Below are 21,820 nucleotides of genomic sequence, written 5' to 3' on the forward strand. Positions count from 1 at the left end.
TATGGCAACAGATATAAATATAATTTTTGGTTGGTTCGCGACAGGTAAAGAACCTACGCAGGAACAGTTTAGGCAAACCTTTCTTTCATTTTATCACAAAAATGAAACTATTCCCTTGGCTAAGGTTTTTAAGCTTATAGAGCTACTGGATGCAAAAGCAGAAAAAGAACAGTTTGACGGTCATTTAATCGATCCAAATGCACACCAAGCAGAGTTTGAAAAGCTTAAAAACCCCTGTAGGTTTATGACTATCTCAGTAAATGAGGACATTGGACAACTACAGCACGACAACTTAAAAAATGTTGAATTTAACGGTATTGCCTTTCAAAATCAGTTCTTAACCGATGGCTTTACACTTGATCCTGAAACGGGAATTTTAAAAGGCTGGGAGTTCGAAAAAGACATCAAATATTTAATCTATTACACAATACAATGAAACAAAGATTTTTAATTTATCTAATCGCCCTCTTTTCGTTGGGCGGGTTCGCACAGAGCCAAACTAAGGTAACGCTATCAGGAGCAAACAACCAAGCTACAATAACACGTGGCGGGATTGGTGCAAATAGTGCTTTATGGCTACCGGTTACCTCTGATAATTTGTTCTCCGATGTGCCAATGAAAGGTAGGCTTAGGCTTAATGATGTAACAAGTAAACTAGAAGTGCATGACGGTATTGACTGGATTGATGCATCGGGGTTTTCGGCGTGGAAGCAAAGAGAGTATAGCGAGGGGCAAGTAGTTACTAAAGAGATTAACTCAGTGCTTTATGTTTTTAAAAGCACTTCTAATTCAAACGAAACCGAACCTTTATTACTTAGCGAGAAAGAAGCTTGGTCATTAAATTCCTATGGAGGCACTTATGTTGCAGAATGGTTACCCGGCACATATACAGCAGGAAAGATAGTATCAAGAAGTGGGTGGGCTTATTACTGTCTTACAACTAATAATACCGATCCTGTTTTATTATCGCCTCCTAACTGGATAAAACTTGGTAAATGGCGAGGCAGTTATAATACTGGAACTATATATAATAATGGTGATGTAGTTGTTGACGGCTCTAACATAGTTCACATCTCAAATTATGACAACAACAATTATCCGGTTAACTATGGAATTGTCTCAAAATGGACTGTAATTACTGACAACCCAACCAAAATAGTTTGTTGGGGCGACAGTTTAACAGCAGGTGCTGGCAGTACAGGAAATAGTAATTACCCTGCTACGCTTTCGATTCTTTCTAATGTAATGTGTTATAATCAAGGTGTGCCGGGTGAAACATCAACACAAATTAAAACGAGGTTTTTTGAGCATCCGGAACTTTGGCATTTACCAACAATTTTTTGGGTAGGCAGGAATAACTATGGTGATCCTGAAACGGTAAAAGCTGATTTAGCTGAAATGATCGCTGCGTTAGGGCATGATAATTATTTAGTTGTTGGAATAATAAAGGCCACAACTGACGGTGATGGCCCAATTGAAACTTTAACCGATGAACTACTGGCTTTGTATGGCTCAAAATTTCTTGATCTACAAAGATATTTATTACGCATCTACGATGCCTCAAACGCTCAGGATGTAGCCGATCACGCTGCGGGTGATATAGCATGGTCAATGCGTTCGGACTGGTTGCATCTGAATAACAAAGGTTACTTCTATGTCGCAAAATTTATTGAAAGCAAGTTAAATCTATTGTTAGGCAAAGAATATGGATATTATACTAACATGGAGTCAGGAGGTATAAGGGTTACAAATAACACAACACCTGCGAACGATACAGCCGGACTTGAACTATTGTATAGACCAGACCTAGGAAAAGCATTTGTACAGGCATATAGTAGAAAAGATAGTGAAGTGTTACCATTATCGGTTGGGTATGCATCCCCTGTAAATGAAGCAATATTATATCTTATTGAAAATGGAGGTGAGTTATATATTGGAAGTCCCGGAACATGGACAAGTGGTAACGTTTCTCAGTTGGTTCGTGATGATGCAACAGGAAGAGCGTTAACTGTTCCCAAAGTACCAACAAACTACATTCCCGCTTCTAATCCTGACGGAACACTTAGACAGTCTTTAGGTTATGACACCGGGAACGAATTTTCAATCGGTAGCCCATACCCTGAGTCTGGTTATAAATTTCAAGTTGAAGGAGCTACAAGAATTGGTGTATTATCGGGCGTGAGCTTGTATTTGGGTCAGTTTAACACAACTAAAGGTTATATAAGTGCAAGGAACGCGGGAATTACACAAGATATACAAATGTTTACAAAAAGCTTTCTTGTGGGTTCAAGTGATATTATTAGTACAGGCGAGGCATTGCAGGTTGGAGGTAAAATTAAAGCCACTAGCGATATTGAAATTACTGACGCGACCAAAGGCGTTATAATGACCGATACAGTAACTGGTACACGTTACAGAATGCAAATTACAAGCGGAGCAATAACTATAACAGCATTACCTTAATAATCTAAATTATGAAAAAAATATCAGAAAATATTAAACCTATACTGGCTCTTGTAATAGTGCTTTTGGGCTTCACATATTACTTTGTTAACCTGTTTAACCATACTAACCCAAACGATCAGATATTAATAGCAATCGTATCGCTAACCAGTAGTGTAGTGGCTTATTATTTTGGTGCGTCAACAGGTAACACAAAAAAAGATGAAACGATTAGCGATTTAGCAAAAAACAAAACCTTGATCGTAAGTGATATGGCAGAAGAAATAAAGAGAACGTAGTATCTCAATTACTATATAAAGATAGTGATTTACAATGATATACGCAAATAAATAGTATAGAAAAACCCTGTGAAATCAGGGTTTTTTTGTTATTTATCTCTAAATCCTACTCGTATAATGCCCTGTTCTTTGAAATGCTGAATATAAGATACATAAGGTATTTCTTTAGTGCGTTTTTCCCATGTTTTGAAGTGCCAAGCTCGCCATTTCTCAGCCATCACATTGACATATATCTCACTGCAACTAAAGTCGTTTTTAATCCCTTTAGCGAATACACAGTTAACCCGGTACTCTTGCAAAGGGTCGTAAGCTTGCACCGTTGTAGAGGTCGTAATTTGCAGGTGTTTGAATATACTTTCTGTCTTGTTGCGTGTGCTAAAATCAATCATGCAGTAAAGATATAAAGAAGCCCACTCAATGAGCGGGCTTTTAACATCGTTTAAACGGTGTTTAAATGGTATTAAAAAATGACCTAAATTTGAACGCCGGATTATAAACCATTGGGGTTAAAATTTGCCGTTTTGGTTTTGCCGATTATGGATACAAGAAGATTCCTAAAAACAAATTAAGCTAATTTTTATGATAAAATTAACAATCCAGGAAGTAATTTATGATCTCAACACTAACATAACTATTTTAAAATTAGCAGCAACTAATCACAACATTTCAAACAAATTTAAAAAACTTATAATCAACTAATATTAAAACACTTATACCCTAAGGATTTATTTGCAACTATTCATACTGAAGTTACTAAAATAGCTTAGCGAAGGTTTCTTTAAAAGCTCAACTTCGTAAAATTTAGGTTTAACGTATCAATAAGTAGTATTTCGTTATGAAGTACTTTTAAACCAACAATAAGTTTTAGCACTTCATGCGCCATCATGGTACCAATAATTCCCGGAAGTGTACCTAATACACCATTCAGGTTACAATTAGGTACATCGCCTGGATTAGGCGGTTCAGGAAAAATATCTCTTAGATTTTTACTTCCATTATGATTAAATACCGCTATTTGACCTTCAAATTTAAGTATACTACCATAAACCAATGGTTTATTGATATTTACGCATGTATCATTAACAAGATAACGTGTGGAAAAGTTATCACTGCCATCTATAATAACATCAAAATTTGTTACTATCGAGTTGCAGTTTTGAGCGTTTAATTCTTCATCAAAAACAATATATTCAACTGCAGGATTTAATAATTCTAATGCTGATTTTGCCGATACCACTTTAGATTGTCCTATTTGCTGTTCATTATAAAGGATCTGCCTATGCAAATTATGTAGTTCTACAACATCAAAATCAATTACCCCTATAGTACCTATACCCACTGCCGAAAGGTATTGCAGGACCGGACAGCCAAGACCCCCGGCGCCTATAACCAAAACCTTGGCATTCACTATTTTTTCCTGTCCTTCTTCTCCAATTTCAGGGAGCATCATCTGTCGGTTATATCGTAAAAAGTTATCTATAGAAATCATATGTAGTTATATTAAGATGAAGTATATATTTTATCCCAATCTTTCCAAACCGGTTCATAACCAGCTTCAGAAATTACATTTGCAACTTGCTGTGCGGAACGTTCATCACTCGTTTCAAACTGCTCTAAAGACTGAGTGTCTACTACATAACCACCGGGATTTGTTTTAGAGCCTGCACTCATACTTGTTGCACCAAGCGAAATTATATTATCCCTGAATTTTTCATTTTCGCGTGTAGAAATAGAAATTTCAAGATCTTCGTTCCATAAACGGTAAGCACAAATAAGCTGTACCATGTCCTTATCATCCATAATAAAATTTGGTTCTATAATTCCCTCAGCAGGACGCAGTCGCGGAAATGAAACAGAATATTTACTCTGCCAGTATTGCTTTTGTAAATAATCAAGATGGAGTGCATTAAAAAAACTATCAGTACGCCAGTCTTCCAATCCTAACAAGACGCCCAGACCTATTTTATGAATACCGGCTTTACCTACTCTATCAGGCGTTTCGAGTCTAAAATCAAAATTTGATTTTTTCCCTTTCGGATGATACTGCTTATAAACATCTCTATGATATGTTTCCTGATATACAAGTACCGAATATACACCGGTTTTATGGAGGTTTACATATTCCTCTACACTAAGAGGCTGAACTTCAATAGAAATATTAGCAAATTTATCTTTTATCAGATGTATAGCATTCAAAAAATAATTAATATTTACAATCTGATTTGCTTCTCCTGTAACCAATAAAACATGATCGAAACCTGCCGATTTTATAGCTTCAGTTTCTTTTACTATTTCACTATCTGTCAGTGTTTTTCTTTTCAATTTATTGTCCAGACTAAAACCACAATAGGTACAAATGTTTTGGCATTCATTGCTAAGATACATGGGTGCATACATTTGTATGGTTTTACCAAAACGCTTTTGTGTAATGGCTCTGCTCATCCTTGCCATCTGTTCCAGGTATGGCAAAGCCGCCGGAGAAATGAGTGTCAGAAAATCTTCTATATCACGCTTAGGCCTGGCAAGGGAACACTCAACTTCGTGAGATGTAATAGCAAGTATTTTAGATTGAATGGTATCCCAATCATATTTTTCGAAAACATCTTTAAACGTAGTCATTGCTTTTTGTATTAATCATATAAAAATGAGGTAAGTGGGCTTGATGCAGCAGCACTTGTTAAAGTTCCTGCAAGCTTAGCTTCAAAAGCCTTTCGCCCGGCAATAACGGCTTCTTTAAAAGCTTCAGCCATTAATTTTGGATTACCTGCTACTGCAATAGCTGTATTTACAAGAACTGCATCTGCTCCCATCTCCATTGCCATTGCTGCATGAGAAGGCGCTCCAATGCCGGCATCTACAATTACAGGAACCCTACTCTGTTCAATAATTATTTCCAAAAAATCAACTGTCTTAAGACCTTTGTTAGTACCAATAGGAGAACCTAAAGGCATTACTGCCGAAGTACCTGCATCTTCAAGGCGTTTACAAAGAACAGGATCAGCATGTATATAAGGTAATATAATAAAGCCTTGCTTAGCAAGTTCTTCCGTTGCTTTAAGTGTTTCAATAGCATCTGGCATAAGGTATTTAGGATCCGGATGTATCTCCAGTTTAAGCCAATTGGTTTCTAGTGCTTCACGAGCCAGCTGGGCCGCAAAAACCGCCTCTTTTGCGTTTCGTGCTCCCGATGTATTGGGTAGTAAATTTATATGACTATGCTGTAAATAAGACAGGAGTGAATCGGTATCTGTTTCCATATCAATACGTTTAAGCGCTACAGTTACAAGTTCACTTTTGGAAGCAAGTACAGCTTCTTCCATTTGTCTTCCTGAACCAAATTTTCCAGTACCTAAAAATAAACGGGATTGAAATGTTTTATCTCCAATGATTAATGGCTGCATAATGTATATAATTCGTTAAATAGTTGTTTTTTTTGTGAATGACGGGTTATAAGTCCAGACAATGCTACTCCATAAATACCGGTTTGTAAAATAGTACCGATATCCTCCTGTTCAATTCCACCAATAGCAAATACCGGAATTGTTACTTGCAGTTCATTTAATTGTGAAATGATTACTTTATACCCTTCCAGCCCTACAATAGGACTCAATTTTTCTTTTGTAGTTGTAAACTGAAAAGGTCCAAGGCCTACATAATCACATTGTTCTGTATGTCTTTGCAATACATCTTTAAGGGTATTTGCAGTTCCTCCAATAATTTTATCATTCCCAATAATAACACGGGCTACTGCAACTGGCATATCATTTAAACCTAAATGCACACCATCTGCATCTACTTCTTTTACTATTTCAGGGTGGTCATTTATTATGAGTCTGCAATTATAATTGTCTATAATTTTCCTGACGGACAATGCCAGCTGCAGTACTTCACCTTTAGAACCGTTTTTATATCTCAGTTGTAACCATTCACAGCCAGCATCCAAAACTTGTTCTATATTTAAAAGCTGTTCATCAATAGAGCTGCCCTGAGAAATATATTGTATTTTATTATACATAATTTGTAATAGCCCGAAAGCATTTTTTAAATTCTTCTAGCGGATATTTGGCATTCCAAATACACCCCAGTACAGCTACATCATCAAAACCTGATTTTACAGTATCAATGCAGTTTTCATGGGTTATACCTCCTAAAGCAATAAGCCTGGTAGTGAAATTTGTACGCCGTTCAACAGAAGCAAGAATATCATGACCGGCTTTATAACCTTGTTTAGATATGCTCTCGTAAACCGGACTCAAAAAGGCATATTCAAAGATTCCTGAAAGTCTATTAAAATCTTCTATACTATGTATTGAGGTTGAAAATACCATGCCTGCTTTCTCTGTTAACTTATTAGTATCATCATAAAAAGCGGATCTGTTTTTTTCGGTTATATGAAGCATAGTTATATCGTAATCATCTGTAATTTCATAATACTGATGTAGCACCAACTTAGAATAATACTCTTTATCAATACTATTTACAAACTGAATAAATTCTAACCTTGATAGCTCAGGTTTTCTTATATGCAGTAGCTCCATACCTTCATCAAAAAGCTTATGGATTATAGAAACTTCATTAGCTATTGCACCCGGATTTGTTATAATGATCATTACTTCTTACAAATAAATTTCTTTTCCACTTTCTACAAATTCCTCCGATTTATCTTTCATTCCTTTTTCAGCTACATCCCTTATTTCCTGCGATATTTTCATAGAACAGAATTTTGGACCGCACATAGAACAAAAATGCGCAACCTTCGCTCCATCTGCCGGTAAGGTTTCATCATGAAACTCACGTGCAGTGTCAGGGTCTAATGCCAAGTTAAACTGATCTTCCCATCTAAATTCGAAACGAGCTTTACTCAATGCATTATCGCGGTACTGTGCACCGGGATGCCCCTTAGCTAAATCAGCAGCATGTGCAGCGATCTTATAGGTAATAACTCCATCTTTTACGTCTTTTTTGTTGGGTAATCCTAAATGCTCTTTTGGTGTAACATAACACAACATCGCTGTACCATACCATCCAATCATAGCAGCACCAATAGCTGATGTTATATGATCATATCCCGGAGCGATATCCGTTGTTAAAGGACCTAATGTATAAAAAGGAGCTTCGCCACAATGTGCAAGCTGCTTATCCATATTCTCTTTTATCATATGCATTGGTACATGTCCAGGTCCTTCTATAAATACCTGGACATCATGTTTCCATGCAATTTTTGTGAGTTCGCCCAGCGTTTCCAATTCTGCAAACTGGGCTGCATCATTTGCATCGGCTATTGATCCCGGGCGCAAGCCATCCCCTAAAGAAAATGCAACATCATAAGCTTTCATGATTTCGCATATCTCTTCAAAATGAGTATATAAAAAATTTTCTTTATGATGAAACAGACACCATTTTGCCATGATTGATCCTCCTCTTGATACTATACCAGTAACACGATTTGCTGTAAGATGGATAAATCGTAACAGTACCCCTGCATGAATCGTAAAATAAGATACACCCTGTTCTGCCTGTTCGATAAGTGTATCCCTGAATATTTCCCATGTAAGATCTTCGGCAATACCTTTAACTTTTTCTAATGCCTGATAGATAGGGACGGTACCTATAGGCACTGGTGAATTACGAATAATCCATTCTCTGGTTTCGTGAATATTTTTTCCGGTAGAAAGATCCATAATAGTATCTGCACCCCAACGGCATGCCCATACTGCTTTTTCTACCTCTTCTTCAATACTGGATGTTACAGCACTATTACCAATATTAGCATTGATTTTAACCAAAAAATTACGCCCTACAATCATAGGTTCGCTTTCAGGATGATTAATATTATTAGGTATTATAGCACGTCCCGAAGCAACTTCACTACGTACAAATTCAGGAGTTATTTTGTGTTTAGGTGTATTTGCACCAAAACTATTACCGGGATGCTGGCTGCTTATCGATCTACTATTTTGTTGAAACTCTTCCAGGCGTTGGTTTTCCCTTATGGCAATGTATTCCATTTCGGGTGTTATGATTCCATTTTTTGCGTAATATAGCTGTGTAACATTTGCTCCGGCTTTTGCCCGCATTGGTTTATGCAGATACTCAAACCGTAAATGATCCAGCTTATCGTCATTTAAACGTTTCTTGCCATAATCAGAAGATATTTCTTTTAGCTCTTCTACATCATCACGATCCTTTATCCATTGTTCGCGAAGGCGTGGAAGCCCTTTCCTAATATCAATATCTATAGTAACATCTGTATATGAACCGGAAGTGTCATATACCGTTACAGGAGAATTTTTCTCAATATTCCCGTTTGTAAGCTTAGTATCACTAAGTGATATTTCACGCATTGCCACTTTGATTGGATACAGTTCCCCTTCAACATATATCTTTTTAGAGTTGGGAAATGGCGCACGTGATATTTGATGTTCTTTATTTTCCATTGTATAATGTGTAGTTAGTATTAAGCAATAGTAGTTTAGCCGCCTTGAGTGGCAGAAATAATAAGAATTTGATGAGTTCGATTGAGAAGATAAGAACCCCAATCAGATTTTGGGATTACACAGTTATTAATAGCCACTGCAATGCCTTTTTGCTTTTCAGGAATTTCTATATCAAGCAACTGCTGTATAGTAATTTCTTCTTCAAAAAAATGTTTTCTCTGATTGTTTAAAAGTAGTTCCATTCCAATAATATATTTATATATACTTTAGGAATGGCAACAAAAGTACGCAATGGTACAATGAAGTCATTTTACTTTTCCCTACGGCAGTATGAACTGCGTCAGGTTCAGAGGGTAAAATCTCAGCCTACATATTGCATATTGTAGACACCCCTAAAGTGTGAGACAAATGTATGCTTTTTTAGTTGCAAAATGACTTTCCTTAAAAAATTTAAATAGTACTACAAAGTTTTCTTATAATTATAAGCAACAAGTAAACTAAGATGATTTAAAATGAAAAAGCCTTCAGAATCAATGATTCTAAAGGCTTTTATTGAACTATTTATTTTATAATTTCATTAATTCCATCCGCCGCCTAATGCACGATAAATATTAACCGTTGCATTCATTTGCTGCATTTTGGTTTCAATAAGATCAAATTTAGATTCTAATGCATCACGCTGAGTTAGCAATACTTCCATATAATCTGCCCTTGCAGAAGTGAAAAGATCATTTGAAATATCTACAGACTGGTTTAATGCGTCAACCTGTCTTGATTTCAGGTCGAAAGTTTTTTCCATATTACTAATCTTAGCTAATTGATTTGCAACCTCTATATAAGCATTTAAAATAGTACGCTCATAATTATAAACTGCTTGGATTTGTTTGGAATTAGCACTATAATAAGCGGCTTTAATAGCATTCCTGTTAATTAATGGAGCCGTTAGTTCTCCTGCTAAAGAGTAAAGCAACGATTGAGGCTTGATTAAAAAACTTGGATTAAATGCCTGATAGCCTACTCCTGCCGATATACCCAAAGAAGGATAAAATCTGGCTCTTGCTACTTTTACATCTAGTTTTGATGCCATTAATTCTAATTCAGCCTGCTTAACATCCGGACGGTTTTCTAATAACTGAGATGGGATACCGGCATGAATAATGTTAGGCATTAAACTGCTTAAAGGTTCAGAACTTCTTTTAACCGGTTGGGGAAATCTCCCAACCAGAAAATTGATCTTGTTTTCAGTCTCAGTAATCTTTTGCTGAATAGTATACTGAAGTCCTTGAGTATTAAGAAGCTGTGCTTCAAACCTTCTTACCGCAAGCTCTGTAACTCTGGCAGATTCTTTTTGTAGTTTAACTATTTCAAAAGCATTGGTTTGAATACCAATATTCTGCTTTACAATAGCCAACTGATTATCTAATGCCAATAATTCATAATAAGAATTGGCAATTTCAGAGATCAGATTAGTTACAACAAAGTTTTTACCTTCAACTGAAGACAGATATCTGCTCACTGCAGCCTTTTTGGCATTATGGAGTTTATTCCATATATCTATCTCCCAGGTAGCATAAGCACCTATTGCATAATCCTGCAATGGCTCAGGCATTTCTTTACCTGGTTTTATTTCGGTATTAGCCTCAAGAGCACCAATATTGGTATACCTTCCAACTTTATCAAAACCGGCAGAACCTTTAAGTCCAATAAATGGTAAATATTCCCCTTTTCTTGCCCTTACTTCATTTCTGCTAATCTGGATTTCCTGTAAAGTAATATTTAACTCCTGATTGTTTACCAATGCAGTATCAATAAGTGTGGTAAGATATTTATCCGTAAAATACTCTTTCCACTTCATTTTACCTGTACTAACAGTGTCCTTTGCAGCAGTGCTGTTAAATGCTCCCGGGACATTCTTGTTTTCTGTTTTTACAAGTAAATCGGGAGTTTTACAGCCTGTAAAAGTTAATACCAAACAGGCTATCCCTATATATATGCATTTATTAAACTTATTACTCATTTTCTTCATTTTTTGTGAAATTGTCTATTTGATGAACAAATACTTCTGATAAAGAACTATCCTCTTCATCTTTTATTAATTTTCTTCCAGCCGCAAGTGAGCCAAAAATATAGTACAATCCGGGTACTATAATAACTCCGAAAATTGTTCCGAAAAGCATACCACCAAGTGCTGCAGAACCAAGTGTTCTGTTACCAATAGCTCCTGCTCCACTTGCGATCATCAAAGGAATTAATCCTGCTATAAAGGCAAATGATGTCATTAATATCGGACGGAAACGCACTTTAGCACCTTCAATCGCGGCCTCGAGTACTGTAGATCCTTCATGGTGCTTCTGGACGGCAAATTCGACAATAAGTACGGCATTCTTACCGAGCAGCCCGACGAGCATAATAAGTCCGATCTGAGCATAAATATCATTTTGAAGGCCCATTAATTTAAGCAGCAGGAATGAACCAAAAATTCCGACAGGCAGCGAGAAAACTACTGATAAAGGAATAATAAAGCTTTCATACTGTGCAGCTAAAACAAAATAAACAAACGATAATACAATTAAGAAAATATAAATCGATTCATTTCCTTTACTTGCCTCATCATAAGAAAGACCTTCCCATGCAATATCATATCCTTTTGGTAATGATATTTTAGCGACTTCTCTAACTGCCTGAATAGCTTCGGCTGTAGTATAACCTTTTGCCGGTAGTCCTTGTATTGCTGCTGAGTTGTACATATTATAACGGGTAATTTCATTAGGCCCCTGCGTTTTTATCAGTTTCATAAATGCTGAATACGGAACCATTTCTCCATGATCATTTTTGATATAAAGATTCAAAATGTCAGATGGAAGTCTTCTAAATTTAGGATCGGACTGAACATAAACTTTAAAGAAACGTTCAAACTTAATAAACCCTTGTTCGTAAGTACTACCAATCAAGATATCAAGGTTTTCCATTGCTTTTCCAATAGATACTCCTTTTTGCATTGCTAATTGATTATCTATTTCCAATTCATATTGAGGATAGTTAGCCGCGAAGAAAGTAAACAGACCAGATAATTCCTTACGCTTACCTAAATCGTCCATGAATTTTTTATTGATCTTATCAAAGTCTTTGTAGTCTACAGTAGTATTTTTATCCAATAGACGCATAGAGAAACCTCCGGAAGAACCAAATCCAGGGATGGCAGGCGGCTCAAAAAATTCAATTTTTGCCCCAAGTCCTTTAGATTTTTCTTCCAATTCCTCCATGATTTCGGTCACAGTATGATCTCTGTCTGACCATTCTTTCAGGTTAATAAGACAAGTACCCGCATTAGATCCCCTACCTTCTGTCATGATTTCATAACCTGCCAAAGAAGATACAGATTCTACACCAGCTACATGTTCACAAATTTTTTGAAGTCTTTGTGAAACCTGATTCGTTGTTTCCAGTGTTGATCCTGGTGGTGTTTGAATAATGGCATAGATAGTACCCTGATCTTCACTTGGAATAAATCCAGATGGAAGAATTTGATTCATATAGAATGTACCTGCACAAAATGCAATTAATACTCCAAATGTTACCCATCTTCTACTAACTATAGATTTTAGTAATGTTACATACTTACCTGTCATTTTATCGAATGCACGATTAAAAGCATCCAATCCTTTAGTTAGTAAATTCTTTTTAGTTTCTTTTCCATGATTATTTTTTAGCAGCATTGCACACAATACTGGTGTAAGTGTAAGTGCTATCAATGCAGAAATTACGATTGAACTCGCCATTGTAATAGAGAACTGACGATAGAATGTTCCAACAGGACCAGACATAAAAGAAATAGGTACAAATACAGATACCATAACTGCTGTAATAGCGATAATAGCACCACTAATTTCTCCCAATACTTTTTTAACCGCCTGATATGGTGTTATATGAGGAAACTCTTCAAATTTGGCGTGCACCGCCTCGACGACGACTATTGCATCATCGACCACGATACCAATTGCCAATACAAGAGCAAATAATGTAACAAGGTTAATTGAGATCCCAAAGAACTGAATAACAAAGAATGCACCGATTAATGATACGGGAACAGCTAATATTGGTATCAATGTAGAACGCCAGTCACCAAGGAAAATAAATACAACTAAAGCAACAAGTATAAATGCATCTCTTAAAGTTTCAATCACCTGTTCTATAGAAGCATCAAGGAATTTAGAAACGTCATAACTGATTTTATAATCCAGTCCCGGGGGGAATGTCTCTTTCATTTCCTCTAACTTCGCTTTAACCTGCTTGATTACCTCATTCGCATTACTTCCGTAATTTTGTTTTAATACGATAGAAGCCGAAGGATGCCCGTCTAAATTGGAATAAATATCAAAGAATTCACTTCCTAATTCTGCTTTACCAATATCTTTTAAGCGTATGCTCTCTCCATTTGAATTAGCACGTATAATAACGTTTTCATATTCAGCCGGCTCACTAAATCTACCTTTATAGGTTAAAACATATTCTAACGACTGAGCTTCAATTCCTGAACTCTGTCCTAGACGTCCTGGACGACCTACAATACTTTGCTCACCCAAAGCTTTCATAACTTCCTCAGTAGAAACATTATAAGCCCTCATACGATCAGGATTTAACCAAATACGCATAGCATATGTTCTACTTCCTAATATTTGTGATCTTGCTACCCCTTTAATCCTGTTGATTTCAGGAAGCATTTTAACGTTGGCATAATTGTACAGGAATTTTTCATCCATGTTCTTACCTTTTGCATAAAGGTTAACATACATCAACATACTTGGCTGTATGGGTGTAATAACAACACCTTCACGCTGTACAAGTTCCGGTAAAAGAGGCATAACCTGGTCTACCCTTGTTTTTACCCTGATAACCGCCTGATTGGGATCGGTACCCGGTTCAAAAATTATCCTCAAAGTGGCTTCACCCGCACTTGTAGCATCGGTTGCCATATATCTCATATCCTGAACACCATTAATAGCATTCTCTAATGTTATAAGAGTCGATTTAACTAATACATCTGCACTAGCTCCAGGATAAGCAATAAAAATATTTACTGTTGTTGGTGCAATATCCGGAAATTGCGATGTAGGCAATTGTTTAATTGCCAGGGATCCCATAAAAACAATCATAATCGAAATTACTATCGCAAATACAGGTCTATGTATGAATTTACTAAACATGTTTTTTATTTTTAAATTATTCGATTATTCTGCATAAAGCTCCAAATGCGACATAACATATTCAGGTTTCTCTAATTTGTATTCAATCTTTTGGTTTTCTTTTACAAGACGTATACCTTCAAGAAGAATCTTATCATCCAGAGATAAACCGTCTTTTATTACGAAAATATGAGGGAGTTCTGCTGCTATTGTAATCTCTCTTGATTTTATCACATTGTTTTTGTCTACTACATAAACATATTTCTTATCAAGAACTTCAAAAGTTGCTTTTTGAGGAATCAAAATAGCATTTTTTAGAGGCATTTCCATTTGTATATTACCGGTTTCACCATGTCTTAATAATCCTTTAGGATTAGGAAAAGTTGCCCTAAAAGCTATATTACCAGTTTCATTATTAAATTCACCTTCAATGGTTTCAACGATACCCGGGTAATCAAACATTTTATTGTTAGCCATTAATAAGCTCACCTTTGGTTTCGTGTCATTATTCAATTTAGCTTTATAATCAAGATATTCCGATTCAGGTACATTATAATAGACCCACATCTTACTATTATCAGATAAATTAGTAAGTAAATCTCCTTCATCAACTAAACTCCCTAATCTTACATGGAAACGGTCAATTATACCATCAAAAGGAGCTCTAATCTGTGTAAATCCCAGATGAACTTGTGTTAAAGCCAATTCAGCTTTAGCTTTATCAAATTTAGCTTTAGCCATAGCAAGCTCATTTGGAGCTACTACATTTTTATCAGCAAGTCTTTTTGTGTTTTTATATTCAATTTCAGCAAAATTAGCCTCGGCAGCAGCTTTTTGCATTTCAGCTTCATATAACTTAGGCATAATTTGAAATAACAACTGGCCTTTTTTTACAAACTGACCTTCGTCAACAAAAATTTTGTCCAGGTAGCCTCTTTCCTGAACTCTTAGTTCGATGTGTTGAATTGAATTGATTTGTGACACATATTCTTTAGTTATAGATGTGTCTACTTTTACAGGGTTTGTAACTAAAAACTTTACCTGTTCTTCTTTTTCTTTTTCAACTTTAGATGTGCAGCTTGTTAGACACATCAAGGCACACAGGCCTGCGAGCATGAGGATTCTCTTCATAATGGTTTTGCTTTTTAAGCAGTATGATTTATTGGATTTCTTTAAGATAAGCGCATAGAAATACACCCCAGCATCCTTATTAATTTAAAAAACTAAGGATGATGAACAGTAATGAATAACTAAACAAAGGAAGTAGGCAGTAGAAAATGCCTGAATGAATTTTTAAATCAAATTCGAATTACCCGAAACATTATAAACCTCTTACAGGAATATAAAAAAGAAAAGTGCTTACATATGGGTAAGCACTTTTTTATTTTTGTGTAAAAATATTCAGGTGTATTTGCAGATAGAACTGTAACAAAGTAGTTGTTTAGCTCTAACCATTTTCTTGAAGAAGTCTCGTTTTCTTCATTTTCATTATTTATAGTATACGACTTGTTATTTCCTTTTTCAATATAACATGAAGCATAATTGGATATAATATCCATTCTGATATCGAGACCTGTATCTTGTGATTTATCAAGACTAGATACTTTAGAGTAGCTCATAGATTCCTCATGGGTATGATTAGCATATAACTGACCATATCCACTAAAAAGGAAAACACATAACGCTATAAAAAATCTAATTTGAAACTTCATAATTCGAATACAAAATTACATAATTAATTGTACAAACAAAATAGTTACTATTAATAAATGTTAAATTTTAAAATAAAAACTTAAAGTAAAAAGCAGTAAAAGCTTTTAGAACTAGTATTACCCTAAATATAATAAGCTATTATAGCTCACAAAAAATTGAAATTAGATAATATACAAAAATGGTTATCAATTAATATGCCACTTTTTAACATTATAAATTATTGGTTCTCAATACACCAATGTAAGATCTTAGGAATGTCCCAAAGAAGATAAGTATCAAACAAAAATTAGAGACAACTTTAAAAAAATATGATAATACCTAAGCCCTGTAACCATTGTTGTTAAAAACTAAAAGTTATACTACATCTAGCAGAATAAAACCAACTTACTATTTAAATTTGCAACTCAATATAAACTCATGGATTCTTTTACCCAGATTGTTTTAGGAATTGCAACAGCCGAATTGTGTGCGGGGGAAAAACTACAACGTAAAACGTTTTTATATGGAGCAATACTAGGAACTATTCCAGACTTAGATGTTGTAGTAGGTCAATTTTTGAATCCTGTAGATGGTGTTGCAATACACCGTGGATTAAGCCATTCTTTATTGTTTTTCGCACTACTTTCTCCCCTACTGGGTTGGCTAATCTCAATAATAGAAAAAAATAAAATTAGCTTTAAAAGTGCAAGTGTTTTAGTGTTTTGGTGTTTACTAACACATGTATTATTAGATATGTTTACTTCTTGGGGAACACAGATATTTTGGCCGCTACCCAGCCGAATTGCACTAAAAACAGTTTTTGTAATTGATCCGTTATATACCCTTCCCATATTGATCTGCCTGATCTTAGCATGGCGGGAGCCTATATTTTCAGTGCGAAAAAAATATGTATGGCGAGGTATATGTATAAGTTCATTTTATTTATTACTAACATGTAGTTTAAAACTTTATGCATTACAACAATTTGAGAATGCACTTCACCAGCAACATATAACTTATAATGACATCATTGTAAAACCAACGGCTTTCAATTGTATTTTATGGAATGCTAATATCGCATCGAAAGATGCTTATTTCTTAGGAGATTATTCACTATTTGATACCAAGCAAATCACATTCAAACGATATGAAAAAAACAGTACTCTTTCAAAACAACTTGCTGAAAATCCAGATTTTGAAACTTTAAAAGAAGTAAGTGAAGGATGGTTTATAGTAACTAAAAGAGATGATAACTACTATTTTAATGATTTGAGGTTTGGTTTACTCAATTCTGACCCTGAACATCCACAATTTGCCTTCAGTTATGTTTTTAAAGATAAAAACGGAACACTGAAAGCCGAAGATGTTCCAAAACAAAAACGTGATGGAAAAACCTTAATGAAGGGGATCATAAATCGAATTAAAGGAAATTAAAAAATTTAGGCTTTTCTTCCATAAAGTAAAATTCTTTGAAATACATATATAGCTGGAAGTTTAGGAAATGACTTTACAATTCTTTCTTTATAAGCAGCTGCAAAAAAGTTCGATATAAGGAATTAGAGAAGAACCCAAAATAAAGTTATACAGTGTATCATGATCATTAGCAATGACTGGATAGACTTTTTGTATTATCTGAATATCTTCTAATCCTCCATCAAAAAGCATTTGTATATACTCATCAATACTAAGCACAGGCGAATCTCTCTTCCAACCCTTAAAATAGGATTTGAAAGGTTCTTCCTTAACTAATTCAAAAAAGAATCCTATTAAGTATATTTTCCTTTTGAACAGGCTTTTTCAAAGCAAATTATCCTTGTGGATTAATTGAGGAAATAGTATTTTGTATTCATCAGACCATTGTAAAACTGCATTACTAAAAATTAAAAGGAAGATAAATAGTCTAAAACTATCATCTCCATAAAATGGAGTATCAATTAGCTAATTATTACCATTAAAAATAATCTATATTTATTTAGACTTATTACAAATAAACTGTATTTTTGGCACATCAAAAAATCATCAATCATGTCTTTAGTAAGTTTTTCAAAAAACATCCTTATTCTAATTACAAATAGCATCCTGAATTTTTATACAATAAAAATTCTTTGAATAATTCGAGTAATTAAAATAGTAAATCAAATTCTCAATAATCCCAAAAACACTGTCTTAATTCTTGACATGCTCCATCGTACGCATCAAAATAAATTATACAACCAAAATGAAAAATATCCTGGCCACTTTTATCCTTACATTTTCAATATGTAGTTACTCACAATCAAAAAAAATAAATGATACTATTATTGAAACAGAAATGAATGTATTGGAAGAAATTGTACTTACAAAAAAGAAAAAGCTTTATACTCAAAAATCCGATCGCATGATCTTTAACGTACAAAATAGTATTGTTTCGGAAGGTACAAATGCAATTGATGTTTTGTCTCGTGCTCCAGGTGTTGTTGTATCTCAGGATGGAGAATTATCAATTAGAGGTCAACAGGGAGTTGGCGTTATGATTAACGGTAAACTTACACAACTTTCTCAAAGAGAACTGGCAAATTATTTAAAATCTATGCCTTCCTCTAATATTAAGCAAATTGAAGTAATTACAAATCCTTCATCAAAATATGATGCAACAGGTAAGTCAGGTATTATTAATATTGTACTAAAAAAACCAAGTATTGTTGGATTGACGGGAACTGTTTATTCTAATTATGGAAGAGGTCGGAAAAACAGAACTAATTCCGGATTAAACCTGAACTACAATAAAGATAAATTTAATGTTTTTGGAGACTATAGTTATACATTCCGAGGAGAAGAAGAACATAAAAAATTTAATCAAATCCAATATAAAGACAATACCAGACAAGAAATATCCACAAAAAACTATCAATATTCAAAAACAAGTGAACCGCTTACTTCAAATAATTTTAAGGTAGGAACACAATATGAAATTTCGTCTAAAACAAATCTGGAAATTTCGATTGATGCAAAAATTGGGCGGTATCAAAACATTGCAAATGGTAAAAATACATTGCTCAATGAATTTAATCAATTACAATTTGATGCTTTAACCTACAATAATAGTAAAGAGAATTGGTATGATTACACCTATGCCGTTTCAGGAATGCATAAATTTGATAACAACGGAAAAAATATGACTTTTGATTTAGAATATGAAGTTTCTAAGTTCAGATCAAACCAGTCCCAAAGTTCTCAAAATATGGATCTTTCCACTACAATTGTGACGAATGACCGAAGAGGTTTTATTCCTTCACAATTAAAAGTATTTACGGGAAAAATTGATTTTACAAATCCGTTAACAGAAAAACAGACTCTGGAATGGGGATTAAAAGCGAGCATAAAAGATAATGATAATCCTTCTGTTTATGAATATAATCAAAATAATGAATGGATCGTTGATCTAAATTCTACGAATCATTTTAAGTATAAAGAACAAATTTATGCAGCATATGCCAACTACAAATATCAAATAGATAATTTTAATATTCAGGGCGGTTTAAGAACAGAATATACTGCGATTGATATAATTCAAAAAACATTGAATCAAGGGCACAAAAAAGATTATTTAAATTGGTTTCCAAGTCTTTCATTGAAATATGAATTAAATATTGATAATTCGTTACATACATCATACAGCAAAAGAATAAACAGGCCGAGTCAGTTTGATCTAAACCCATTTCGATTTTATGATGATTCATTTAATTATTCACAAGGAAATCCAAATCTGATTCCTGAAATTACCTATACAGCAGAGATTGGCTATTCCTGGAAAAATACATTTATGGCTTCTTTCTACTTTAATACAACAAAAGATGTTTTCACAGAAATCTATACATACAATCCTGCAGATAATACAACGGTAATATCTCAGATTAATTTAAGCAAATCATATAATTATGGTATAAATATTACCAATACAACCGATATTTACAAATGGTGGTCTGTAAATACACTTTTTAATATTTTCGAAAATAGATTCGAGGGAAATAAAGAAGGTATAAATACGATCAATCCAATAGTAACATTTAACTTAAATGCTCAAAATTCATTTACCATTAGTGATAAATGGAAAGCAGAAGCAAATGCACAATACCAATCAAAATCTAATGTAGGTATTTACAAAAGAGATCCATTTTTTGATTTTAGCATTGGAATATCAAAACAAATTTTAGCCGACAAATGCAGCGTTAAGTTTGGTGTTACAGATATTTTCAATACACACAAATACAATATAAACGCTGTCACAGAACAAACCGGGATTAACAAGAGATATAATCTCGATAGCCGTATTGCAACTTTATCTATTACCTACAGAATTTAAATCTTATTTAGATAACAAAGAAAACCCATGAAATTTCATGGGTTTTCTTTGTTATAACTACTTTTATAAAATGCTCTGCTATGCCATAATATTTATGCATAAGGCTTTTAATCTTGAATTTAGATTATAATAAAAAAGCCTTTTAAGAAATATCAATTCTTTAAAAGACTTTCAGGGAATAAGGCTTATATAATAATGCTTACTTAATACGGGGTTTTTGTTTTTTCTTTCTACCCCACCAAATATAAAAGCCTGTAAGAGGTAAACTTGCACATATTAAACTTGCTATGAAATATAGAATTTTCGTTGTTAATCCTCCGATTGCTCCAATATGAAGACTATAATTAGATCGCATCAGCCAATCCGACAATCGCTCATCGTTGATATACTTTTCTGAATTTGGGAATAATTGTAATGTTTGTGAATCGAAATATAAGTCCCTCCAAACCCCTTTATTCATATCTGTACAAGCATAAAAATTATCTTTAGGCTCATCCGGAAAATGAATAATAACGGCTTCTTTATTTTCCTTTGCTACTTCAGTGCGTACTTTTTTCCAGATAAGATCTGCCGAGGCTAACATATCCACTTCTTTACGTGAAACTGAATCATTCTTAACCGTAATAACCTCTTCCTTTTTATATTTTTCATCGGCCCATCCACCAGTTATCCAATAAGTACTTTCTCTAAGCCAATGAAAACTCATCATTAATCCGGTAAACGAAATAAGCATTGCTAAAAGGATTATATAAAAGCCCATTACATTATGTAAATCATAGTTTAATCGTTTAATTTTTGCATCCCATTTTATTTTAAAACTGCTGTTAATGGTTGTTTTATTCCATTTTTTTGGAAACCAGAGAATAAGTCCGCTTATTAATAGAAAGAAAAATATAAATGTTCCCCAGGCCGTTATTTGTGAACCAATTTCGTCGTCAAGCCACAAATAGCGATGTCCTTCATCAATAATGTGGAAAAAATCTTCGTGATCAACAATCCCGGTAATCTTTCCATTATACGGATTTACATATACTAACGAATCTGATTCGATATCAACTTTTATCGTTTTGTCTAAACCGTTGTACCACAAACCATGAATGTCTTTATTAGGCAAAGCCTCTTTTACAGCAGCATAAATTTTAGATGGTGGCAGTTGTTTTTCAGAAGCCTGAGGTTCAACATTCAGCCAGGTTGATGTCATTTCTTTAATTTCCTGCTCAAAAACCAATATACACCCGGTTATTCCCATTATAAAGACAACTATTCCCGAAGCCAGTCCAAGCCACAAGTGCAGCCAGGCATTAATTTTACTAAAGCGTGATTTTCCTTTTTTTTTGGGTTTATCTGTGCGGGAAGAGATAGAAGTCATTATAATAAATTTATAGGCTAATAGTATTTTTGGAACAATAAGTAATATAAAAAATA

General features: G+C 34.3%; 17 protein-coding genes and 1 riboswitch. Of the genes, 5 read left to right on the forward strand and 12 right to left on the reverse strand.

All coding sequences use genetic code 11. From position 1 onward, the window contains the following. Position 1 precedes the first annotated feature (1 nt). Genes EPI11_RS17680 through EPI11_RS17690 form a run of 3 tightly spaced genes read left to right on the forward strand, consistent with a single transcriptional unit; the run spans position 2 to position 2,741 of the window. Positions 2 to 436, forward strand: coding sequence for a hypothetical protein (locus tag EPI11_RS17680; protein ID WP_128391325.1), 435 nt, complete (start codon positions 2 to 4; stop codon positions 434 to 436). Next, positions 433 to 2,463 (forward strand): SGNH/GDSL hydrolase family protein, encoded by a 2,031-nt coding sequence (locus EPI11_RS17685; RefSeq protein ID WP_128391326.1) that lies wholly within the window; start codon positions 433 to 435, stop codon positions 2,461 to 2,463. Before EPI11_RS17680 ends, EPI11_RS17685 begins: the two co-directional genes overlap by 4 nt. An 11-nt stretch (positions 2,464 to 2,474) precedes the next feature. Continuing rightward, positions 2,475 to 2,741, forward strand: a complete 267-nt coding sequence (locus EPI11_RS17690) for a hypothetical protein (protein ID WP_128391327.1) — start codon at positions 2,475 to 2,477, stop codon at positions 2,739 to 2,741. Between the two features lie 89 nt (positions 2,742 to 2,830). Here the strand turns inward: EPI11_RS17690 and EPI11_RS17695 are convergent, their stop codons facing one another. From EPI11_RS17695 to EPI11_RS17745, 11 genes are all read right to left on the reverse strand, one after another. Continuing rightward, positions 2,831 to 3,130, reverse strand: coding sequence for a hypothetical protein (locus EPI11_RS17695; protein WP_128391328.1), 300 nt, complete (start codon positions 3,128 to 3,130; stop codon positions 2,831 to 2,833). A 389-nt stretch (positions 3,131 to 3,519) separates the two neighbouring features. Then, positions 3,520 to 4,230, reverse strand: a complete 711-nt coding sequence (locus tag EPI11_RS17700) for a HesA/MoeB/ThiF family protein (protein WP_128391329.1) — start codon at positions 4,228 to 4,230, stop codon at positions 3,520 to 3,522. Positions 4,231 to 4,241: 11 nt separating this feature from the next. Next, complete coding sequence (gene thiH / locus EPI11_RS17705; protein ID WP_128391330.1) at positions 4,242 to 5,360, reverse strand: 2-iminoacetate synthase ThiH; 1,119 nt, start codon at positions 5,358 to 5,360, stop codon at positions 4,242 to 4,244. 11 nt (positions 5,361 to 5,371) lie between these two features. After that, positions 5,372 to 6,142 carry a thiazole synthase gene (locus EPI11_RS17710; RefSeq protein WP_128391331.1) on the reverse strand — a complete coding sequence of 257 codons (771 nt, stop codon included), beginning with the start codon at positions 6,140 to 6,142 and terminating at the stop codon, positions 5,372 to 5,374. Further along, entirely contained in the window at positions 6,130 to 6,756 is a 627-nt protein-coding gene (locus tag EPI11_RS17715) for a thiamine phosphate synthase (protein WP_128391332.1), read from the reverse strand. The genes EPI11_RS17710 and EPI11_RS17715 overlap by 13 nt, the downstream gene beginning before the upstream one ends. After that, the gene (locus tag EPI11_RS17720) at positions 6,749 to 7,351 is read right to left on the reverse strand and encodes a thiamine phosphate synthase (protein WP_128391333.1); all 603 of its coding nucleotides are present in this window, start codon (positions 7,349 to 7,351) and stop codon (positions 6,749 to 6,751) included. The genes EPI11_RS17715 and EPI11_RS17720 overlap by 8 nt, the downstream gene beginning before the upstream one ends. A 6-nt stretch (positions 7,352 to 7,357) precedes the next feature. Then, positions 7,358 to 9,178, reverse strand: coding sequence for a phosphomethylpyrimidine synthase ThiC (gene thiC, locus EPI11_RS17725; RefSeq protein ID WP_128391334.1), 1,821 nt, complete (start codon positions 9,176 to 9,178; stop codon positions 7,358 to 7,360). A gap of 35 nt (positions 9,179 to 9,213) precedes the next feature. Further along, on the reverse strand, positions 9,214 to 9,420 hold the full coding sequence (gene thiS / locus EPI11_RS17730) for a sulfur carrier protein ThiS (RefSeq protein WP_128391335.1): 207 nt from the start codon (positions 9,418 to 9,420) through the stop codon (positions 9,214 to 9,216). 58 nt (positions 9,421 to 9,478) lie between these two features. Further along, a riboswitch (TPP riboswitch) is annotated at positions 9,479 to 9,582 on the reverse strand. A gap of 173 nt (positions 9,583 to 9,755) precedes the next feature. Then, entirely contained in the window at positions 9,756 to 11,195 is a 1,440-nt protein-coding gene (locus EPI11_RS17735; protein WP_206619140.1) for a TolC family protein, read from the reverse strand. Beyond that, positions 11,188 to 14,382 carry an efflux RND transporter permease subunit gene (locus EPI11_RS17740; RefSeq protein ID WP_128391337.1) on the reverse strand — a complete coding sequence of 1,065 codons (3,195 nt, stop codon included), beginning with the start codon at positions 14,380 to 14,382 and terminating at the stop codon, positions 11,188 to 11,190. Before EPI11_RS17740 ends, EPI11_RS17735 begins: the two co-directional genes overlap by 8 nt. Positions 14,383 to 14,406: 24 nt before the next feature. Next, on the reverse strand, positions 14,407 to 15,492 hold the full coding sequence (locus EPI11_RS17745; RefSeq protein ID WP_128391338.1) for an efflux RND transporter periplasmic adaptor subunit: 1,086 nt from the start codon (positions 15,490 to 15,492) through the stop codon (positions 14,407 to 14,409). Between the two features lie 999 nt (positions 15,493 to 16,491). Between EPI11_RS17745 and EPI11_RS17750 the strand changes: the two genes are divergently transcribed. Together EPI11_RS17750 and EPI11_RS17760 are read left to right on the forward strand one after the other, a co-directional pair. Further along, positions 16,492 to 17,487, forward strand: coding sequence for a metal-dependent hydrolase (locus tag EPI11_RS17750; protein WP_128391339.1), 996 nt, complete (start codon positions 16,492 to 16,494; stop codon positions 17,485 to 17,487). Between the two features lie 784 nt (positions 17,488 to 18,271). After that, positions 18,272 to 20,395, forward strand: a complete 2,124-nt coding sequence (locus EPI11_RS17760) for an outer membrane beta-barrel family protein (RefSeq protein WP_128391340.1) — start codon at positions 18,272 to 18,274, stop codon at positions 20,393 to 20,395. A 199-nt stretch (positions 20,396 to 20,594) separates the two neighbouring features. On the opposite strand, the gene EPI11_RS17765 is transcribed toward EPI11_RS17760, so the two are convergent. After that, on the reverse strand, positions 20,595 to 21,764 hold the full coding sequence (locus tag EPI11_RS17765) for a PepSY-associated TM helix domain-containing protein (protein WP_128391341.1): 1,170 nt from the start codon (positions 21,762 to 21,764) through the stop codon (positions 20,595 to 20,597). Positions 21,765 to 21,820 lie beyond the last annotated feature (56 nt).

Origin of the sequence: Flavobacterium cerinum, assembly GCF_004028155.1 — a bacterium.
Lineage (GTDB): Bacteria > Bacteroidota > Bacteroidia > Flavobacteriales > Flavobacteriaceae > Flavobacterium > Flavobacterium cerinum.

Bases quoted from the DNA above. Each gene is read 5' to 3' on its own strand.
- EPI11_RS17690 (WP_128391327.1), top strand. From the start codon at position 2,475: ATGAAAAAAATATCAGAAAATATTAAACCTATACTGGCTCTTGTAATA.
- thiH (WP_128391330.1), bottom strand. From the start codon at position 5,360: ATGACTACGTTTAAAGATGTTTTCGAAAAATATGATTGGGATACCATT.
- EPI11_RS17740 (WP_128391337.1), bottom strand. From the start codon at position 14,382: ATGTTTAGTAAATTCATACATAGACCTGTATTTGCGATAGTAATTTCG.
- EPI11_RS17720 (WP_128391333.1), bottom strand. From the start codon at position 7,351: ATGATCATTATAACAAATCCGGGTGCAATAGCTAATGAAGTTTCTATA.
- EPI11_RS17750 (WP_128391339.1), top strand. From the start codon at position 16,492: ATGGATTCTTTTACCCAGATTGTTTTAGGAATTGCAACAGCCGAATTG.
- EPI11_RS17685 (WP_128391326.1), top strand. From the start codon at position 433: ATGAAACAAAGATTTTTAATTTATCTAATCGCCCTCTTTTCGTTGGGC.
- EPI11_RS17710 (WP_128391331.1), bottom strand. From the start codon at position 6,142: ATGCAGCCATTAATCATTGGAGATAAAACATTTCAATCCCGTTTATTT.
- EPI11_RS17760 (WP_128391340.1), top strand. From the start codon at position 18,272: ATGAAAAATATCCTGGCCACTTTTATCCTTACATTTTCAATATGTAGT.
- thiS (WP_128391335.1), bottom strand. From the start codon at position 9,420: ATGGAACTACTTTTAAACAATCAGAGAAAACATTTTTTTGAAGAAGAA.
- EPI11_RS17745 (WP_128391338.1), bottom strand. From the start codon at position 15,492: ATGAAGAGAATCCTCATGCTCGCAGGCCTGTGTGCCTTGATGTGTCTA.
- thiC (WP_128391334.1), bottom strand. From the start codon at position 9,178: ATGGAAAATAAAGAACATCAAATATCACGTGCGCCATTTCCCAACTCT.
- EPI11_RS17700 (WP_128391329.1), bottom strand. From the start codon at position 4,230: ATGATTTCTATAGATAACTTTTTACGATATAACCGACAGATGATGCTC.
- EPI11_RS17695 (WP_128391328.1), bottom strand. From the start codon at position 3,130: ATGATTGATTTTAGCACACGCAACAAGACAGAAAGTATATTCAAACAC.
- EPI11_RS17680 (WP_128391325.1), top strand. From the start codon at position 2: ATGGCAACAGATATAAATATAATTTTTGGTTGGTTCGCGACAGGTAAA.
- EPI11_RS17715 (WP_128391332.1), bottom strand. From the start codon at position 6,756: ATGTATAATAAAATACAATATATTTCTCAGGGCAGCTCTATTGATGAA.
- EPI11_RS17735 (WP_206619140.1), bottom strand. From the start codon at position 11,195: ATGAGTAATAAGTTTAATAAATGCATATATATAGGGATAGCCTGTTTG.
- EPI11_RS17765 (WP_128391341.1), bottom strand. From the start codon at position 21,764: ATGACTTCTATCTCTTCCCGCACAGATAAACCCAAAAAAAAAGGAAAA.